The sequence below is a fragment of the Microbacterium sp. BWR-S6Y genome (assembly GCF_041379845.1).
Classification (GTDB): Bacteria; Actinomycetota; Actinomycetes; order Actinomycetales; family Microbacteriaceae; genus Microbacterium; species Microbacterium hydrothermale.
This window is the reverse complement of sequence record NZ_JBFECV010000014.1, coordinates 1-5,788: the sequence shown is the minus strand read 5'-3', so window position 1 is coordinate 5,788 and position 5,788 is coordinate 1. Positions and strand designations below refer to the sequence as shown.

3 protein-coding genes and 3 pseudogenes are annotated in these 5,788 nt (G+C 65.9%); 4 read left to right on the top strand and 2 right to left on the bottom strand.

Annotated elements, in window-relative coordinates; all coding sequences use genetic code 11:
* Positions 1–122 precede the first annotated feature (122 nt).
* A pseudogene (locus AB1K56_RS18455) lies at positions 123–400 on the bottom strand (IS5/IS1182 family transposase); the annotation flags it as partial.
* A 762-nt stretch (positions 401–1,162) separates the two neighbouring features.
* Positions 1,163–2,104, bottom strand: coding sequence for a GlxA family transcriptional regulator (locus tag AB1K56_RS18450; RefSeq protein WP_108320574.1), 942 nt, complete (start codon positions 2,102–2,104; stop codon positions 1,163–1,165).
* Positions 2,105–2,211: 107 nt separating this feature from the next.
* Between AB1K56_RS18450 and AB1K56_RS18445 the strand changes: the two genes are divergently transcribed.
* The 4 genes and pseudogenes from AB1K56_RS18445 to AB1K56_RS18430 all read left to right on the top strand — a co-directional run.
* Positions 2,212–2,523 (top strand): putative quinol monooxygenase, encoded by a 312-nt coding sequence (locus AB1K56_RS18445; protein WP_371206759.1) that lies wholly within the window; start codon positions 2,212–2,214, stop codon positions 2,521–2,523.
* Positions 2,524–2,653: 130 nt separating this feature from the next.
* Positions 2,654–3,064: a heme-binding protein gene (locus AB1K56_RS18440; RefSeq protein ID WP_063250650.1), complete on the top strand. Its 411-nt coding sequence runs from the start codon at positions 2,654–2,656 to the stop codon at positions 3,062–3,064.
* Between the two features lie 777 nt (positions 3,065–3,841).
* Positions 3,842–5,170, top strand: a pseudogene (locus tag AB1K56_RS18435) (ISL3 family transposase).
* A gap of 4 nt (positions 5,171–5,174) precedes the next feature.
* Positions 5,175–5,540: pseudogene (locus AB1K56_RS18430) on the top strand (excinuclease ABC subunit A); the annotation flags it as partial.
* Between the last annotated feature and the right edge of the window lie 248 nt (positions 5,541–5,788).

Below are 5,788 nucleotides of genomic sequence, written 5' to 3'. Positions count from 1 at the left end.
ATGAGGGCCTCCTGGTTCGTGAAGCGGTTGAACTCAACAGCTCCACTTCACAACCGGAGGCCCTCGCTTTTTAGCTCCTCATAGCCGTGTCGCCGAAACAACGTCCCTGGACATCACAGCTAGTGGATCGTCGTCGACAGGCCGCCGCGGGAGCGGCCGACCGCCTGGCCAGGCGGCTCGACGTCCCGATTCGTGTGATTCGATCCGGCCCCCTGTCAGGCGCTTCGTGTTCGTCGCGTGCTGATGCGCAAGAGCGATCGGTGGAATCCACCGACAGCGACCAATCCACCAGCCCCGCCTCGTCCGCGACGGCGGTCAGCGCCGCGAGCACCGCGACCCACGTGCCTTCCGTGGCCATGCGGTGATGCCAGTTCCACACGGTCTGCCACGGCCCGAACAGTCCCGCCGGGAGGTGACCCATGAGGAGAACGTGGCGAAACTCGACCAGCTGGAGTAGTGGCGGCACGTAGAATCCGGGACTGGGTTCCGGCACAAGACACGCCGCTTCGCGCTCTGGCGGAGCGCCGGTTCGGACAGTTGTAGCGGAATCGTTCGTTTCCGGTGCCTCGTCGTGGATTAGAGGATTCCAACAGTTCTGTTCCGAGCTGTCCGAGGATGTTGAAGATAGCGCACCTATGCGTACATCTTCATCGTGCGAGGTATACGTGCATCCCGAAGCCAGCCGGATCGCTCGCGGTCAATCGCGGTAGGCGTACACGGCGAGGGACCGGCTTGTGGGCGCGTCGTCGTTCGCTTCGCTCCACCGCGCGAAGGGCCCAAGCGGACTCCTCTGGTCTCGTGACGGGCGTTCACTCCGGGTACCTGTGAATCCGTCGACACGCTGTCCTGAGACGCGGGACCGAAATTCGTAGTGTGGTCAAGCAGAGGTTTCCCGAGGATCGGCTTCGGCCGCCCTGACCTGACCGCCTTCGCGTCTTATCCCAATCGGCTCTGATCGGGTCTGCCGATCCTTTCGACGAGAACGCAGCGACATCACAGCCACCCAACCCCGACCGTCCGCGAAGCCGGGACACGTCACATGGCCTGTGCTGCGGGCGTGTCGAGGTGGGTCGTCCACGGGCGACGCGGGAGCGTCGACGCGACGTGCTGAGAGGTGGTTCCAGTCGAGCACTAGCACACCGGCTACAGGCATGGCGATAGGTCAGGAACGGCGTCGCTCCCTACGCAGGAGGGAGCGCAGAGTCTCGACGTTCGCGTAGCCGACCCGTAGCGCGATCTCGGCGGAGGTGAGGTCCGTGGTTGCTGAAAGGTGCCGAGCTCGTTCGATGCGAAGCCGTTGGACGAAGCCGAGCGGAGTGAGGTTGAGCGCCGCACGGACTCGTCGTTCGAGGGTGCGCCGGCTGGTGCCGAGCGACTGCGCGACGACGGCGACGTTGAACGGTTCGTCCAGGCGGGCGCGCACGAAGCGTTCGAACTCGACGACGATCGGGTCCTCGTGCCGGAGATGTTCGTAGGCGACGAAGGCCGCCTGCGACGGGCGCTCGTCGATGAGGAGAAGCTTGGCGACATGTTGGGCCAGGTCGGGGCTGATCGATCGCACGAGTGAGAGCGCGAGGTCGATGTGGGCGAAGGCGGCGCCGGCGGTGACGAGGTTCCCGTCGGCCACGACCATGGTGTCGAGATCGAGGGCGACGGTCGGATAGCGCTTCAGGAACTCCGGCCCCAGGAACCAGCTGGTCGTGGCCCGCCGATGATGCATCCGTCCGGTCTCGGCGACAGCGAACACGCCGGTGCACGCCGCGGCGATCCGGGTGGTCGCCTCGTCGAGGCGCCCGAGCGAGGCGATGACCGAACGAGCATCTCGGCTCTGGAGGGCGTCGTTGGTAGCGGCGGCCGTGAGGGTTCCAAGCGCAGGGACGACGACCACGTCGAACTCTCCGGACTCCGACAGCGGGTGGTCCACCGACAGGGTCATCGATGCCGTCGTGGTCACTCGCCGTTTCGGTCCGAGGATGGCGAGTTCGATCGGGTCGATCCGCGGGTCGACATCGCCGCGAGCTCCGTCGGCCACCCGCACGATGTCGATGATCGACGCGATAGCCGAACCGAAGCAGCCGTCGATCGCGATCAGTCCGATACGCATGACGTAAACAATAGCAATACTGCCGTATACGCCATTCCCTACCGGCCCTCGCTCGTCATACGCTGAACTCGTCCTACGAAGAACCCCGATTTCAAGGAGAGTCCCTCATGTCCACACCCGCATCACTTCCGTATGCCTTCGTCGCCAAGATCGTCGCGGCCGATGGACAGCACGACGCGCTCGCCGATCTGCTCGCCAGCGCTGTCGCACTCGCCAACGAAGAGGTAGGAACGATTGTCTGGTTCGCGGTCAGGACCCACGCCGACACCTTCTGGATCTTCGATGCATTCCTCGACGAGGCCGCTCGCGACGCCCACGCCAACGGCGCCATCGTCGCAGCCCTGACGGACAATCAGCACCTCCTCAGCGCAGCACCCGAGATCATGGCGGCCGACGTCCTCGCGTCCAAGCTCCCGTAGTCCGCCCACGCACGTCCGCAACGCGAACACAACACGAGCGCTGTCGGTCACAAACTCAACAGGCAAACCAACGGGCGGCTCTGGAGCGGCTCGAGCCACAAAGCGCACGCCACACTCGAAGGAGCAATTGATGCCATCTATTCCTACATTGTCGTTGGACGACGCCAAACGTGTCATCGCGGCAGCAGAAGCTGAATCCAGCACGCAGGGTCAGCCCAGTAACATCGCCGTCGTCGATGCCGGCGGCAATCTCGTCGCTCACGTACGGATGGACGGAGCGTGGCTGGGCAGCATCGACATCTCGATCAACAAAGCTTTCACGGCCCGAGCGTTCGACACAGCCACCAAAGACCTCGGCGACCTCGCCCAACCCGGTGAGCAGTTTTACGGCATCAACGCCTCCAACGACGGTCGGGTGATGATCTTCGCCGGTGGCATCCCGCTCGAGCGCGACGGCCAGGTCGTCGGCGCCGTCGGCGTCAGCGGAGGAACCGGCGTCCAAGACCAGGCCGTCGCCGAAGCCGCCGCTAGCGCCTTCTGAGACCGACCCGCACCGAACCCGGCCCCCGGCCGGCACGGGGCTGGATGCGTGCGTCGTCGACGTAGACGGTCACGGCTCGGACCTGACGGCCAACCAGCACCTCCTCGGCGCAGCACCGAGATCATGGCGGCCGACGTCCACGCGTCCAAGCTCCCGTAGTCCGCCAACGCACGAGACGATCGCGCCCCTCCGAGCCGTAGCCAGGTCGCGACGCAACGCCACGCTGCGTTGCCGAGCGGTGCGAGGCCTATCGACACACGGACAGGATGCCGGCCGCGAGGGGTCCGTCGCAGAGGAGAGCGACGTCGGTGTCGGGCAGAGCCGTGAGTCCAGCGCATCGCGCGACCACCAGAACCGAACAGCCCCTGACCTGCGTTTCCGCAGGTCAGGGGCTGTTCGCCGGAGCCCCCCGTGGGAATCGAACCGACGACCTCATCACGTCGGCTTTGCGTCTATCGCTTGATGCGCCCACTGGGCAAACGAGCCGCTGACCTGCGCAAACGCCGAGCGTGGGGGACACCGCCATCCGGTGGTGACCGACGACGACCGACCAGTACCGACCGTTTCACCGGAGCTTGCGGCGGCGCCGAAGCCGAGCAAGCTCCATTCCTTTAGCTCACCGCGCCCTCCTCCTCGCCGGTCCCGTCGTCGTCGAAGACGTTTCGGGGGTCTTCTGAGACGACGGTGTAGGTCGGCCGGGACGCGTTGGTCCGCAGATAGACGTGGAGGTCTCCCGACGACGGAGGTTCCTACGCCATCCATCCGAAAGACCTCGACGTGACCGACGCTACCCCGCCGGCCGGCTTCGGCCGCCCTGACCTGACCTGACCGCCTTCGCTCGACTCGACGGCCTCGGTCTGAGCGTGACCGGACAACGACTTGAACCGGATCGTGCGGTCCGCGTGCCGCGTGATGGAACCAGATCAGTGGTGCCGACGGTGCGGCAGCGAAGGCGCTGCTCGTGACACCGTGATCCGGCGGTTGGCCCACGAGCCGCAGGGCTGGCGACCGACCGTGCTGGAAGTTGTAGTGCGCCGCTACCGCTGTGCCGACTGCGGACACGTGTGGCGCCAAGACACCAGCGCCGCGGCGGAACCACGCGCGAAGCTCTCGCGCACCGGGCTGCGGTGTGCGCTGGAGGGGATCGTGGTCGCACACCTCACCGTCGCCCGTGTCGCCGAGGGACTCGGGGTCGCGTGGGACACCGCCCCAACGGCGCGGTCTTGGCTGAAGGCAAGCGACTGCTGATCAACGACCCACGCGGTTTGAGGGCGTGAACGTCATCGGCGTCGATGAGCACGTCTGGCGCCATACCAGGCTTGGCGACAAGTACGTTACCGTGATCATCGACCTCACCCCAGTCCGCGATGGCGCCGGCCCAGCAAGGCTGCTCGACATGGTCGAGGGCCGGTCGAAGGCGGCGTTCAAGACCTGGCTCGCCGACCGCGACGACGCCTTCCGTGAGCGGTCGAGGTGGTCACGATGGACGGCTCCATCGGGTTCAAGACCGCCGCTGCAGAGGAGATCCCGGACGCGGTCACGGTGATGGATCCCTTCCACGTCGTGCGCCTGGCCGGTGACGCCCTCGACAGGTGTCGGCGCCGGGTCCAACTCGCGCTCCACGGGCACCGTGGGTTCAGGGACGACCCGCTCTACAAGTCGCGGCGCACGCTACACACCGGCGCGGACCTGCTCACCAACAAGCAGAGCGACAGGCTACGCGCGCTGTTCGTTGGTGACGCTCACGTCGAGGCCGAGGCGACCTGGGGTGTTTACCAGCGCATGACCGCCGCCTATCGCCACGAGGACCGGCAACGTGGCCGCGAGCTCATGGAGAAGCTGATCACCGACCTCAGCGCCGGCGTCCCTAAGGTGCTCACCGAGCTCACCACCCTGGGCCGGACCCTGGAGAAGCGAGCCGCTGACGTGCTCGCCTACTTCGAACGACCCGGCACTAGCAACGGGCCGACCGAGGGGCTCAACGGACGGCTCGAACACCTACGCGGCTCCGCACTCGGGTTCCGCAACCTGACCAACTACATCGCCCGAAGCCTGCTCGAGACCGGCGGCTTCAGACCCCAACCCCTACACCCCCGATTGGGATGAGCCGCTTTCCGGGGGTGAAGCGCAGCGTGTCAAGCTCGCGACCGAGTTGCAGCGGGCGCAGCGCCGAGACACGCTGTACGTCTTGGACGAGCCGACCTCCGGGCTCCACTGCGCCGACACGGATCGTCTGGTCGCGCATCTGCAGACGCTCGTCAAGGCGGGTAATACTGGCGTCGTCGCGGCAGAGCTCGATATGCGTGTCATCGCAGTGGCCGACCACGTGATCGATCTAGGGCCCGGTGCGGGCGACGCTGGCGGGACCGTGGTTGCAGCTAACACGCCCGAGCACGTCGCGAACAAAGGCGTCGGTGCTTCCGCCGGCTACCTCACCGCCGCACCGCACGCAGCCATCAACGTAACCCCATCCTGACGAGTGACGAGATCGTAGTCTCGGGCGGGGAGCTTAGAGGCCAGGACGTCCAACTCCTCGATCGTGGGTTCGCTAAACAGTTTGCCGGCCAGAAGCGCGGATCCCCCCGCGATAGAGAGACACGCCCTAGCTGTGATGTCCAGGGACGTTGTTTCGGCGACACGGCTATGAGGAGCTAAAAAGCGAGGGCCTCCGGTTGTGAAGTGGAGCTGTTGAGTTCAACCGCTTCACGAACCAGGAGGCCCTCA

Bases quoted from the DNA above. Each gene is read 5' to 3' on its own strand.
- AB1K56_RS18450 (WP_108320574.1), bottom strand. From the start codon at position 2,104: ATGCGTATCGGACTGATCGCGATCGACGGCTGCTTCGGTTCGGCTATC.
- AB1K56_RS18445 (WP_371206759.1), top strand. From the start codon at position 2,212: ATGTCCACACCCGCATCACTTCCGTATGCCTTCGTCGCCAAGATCGTC.
- AB1K56_RS18440 (WP_063250650.1), top strand. From the start codon at position 2,654: ATGCCATCTATTCCTACATTGTCGTTGGACGACGCCAAACGTGTCATC.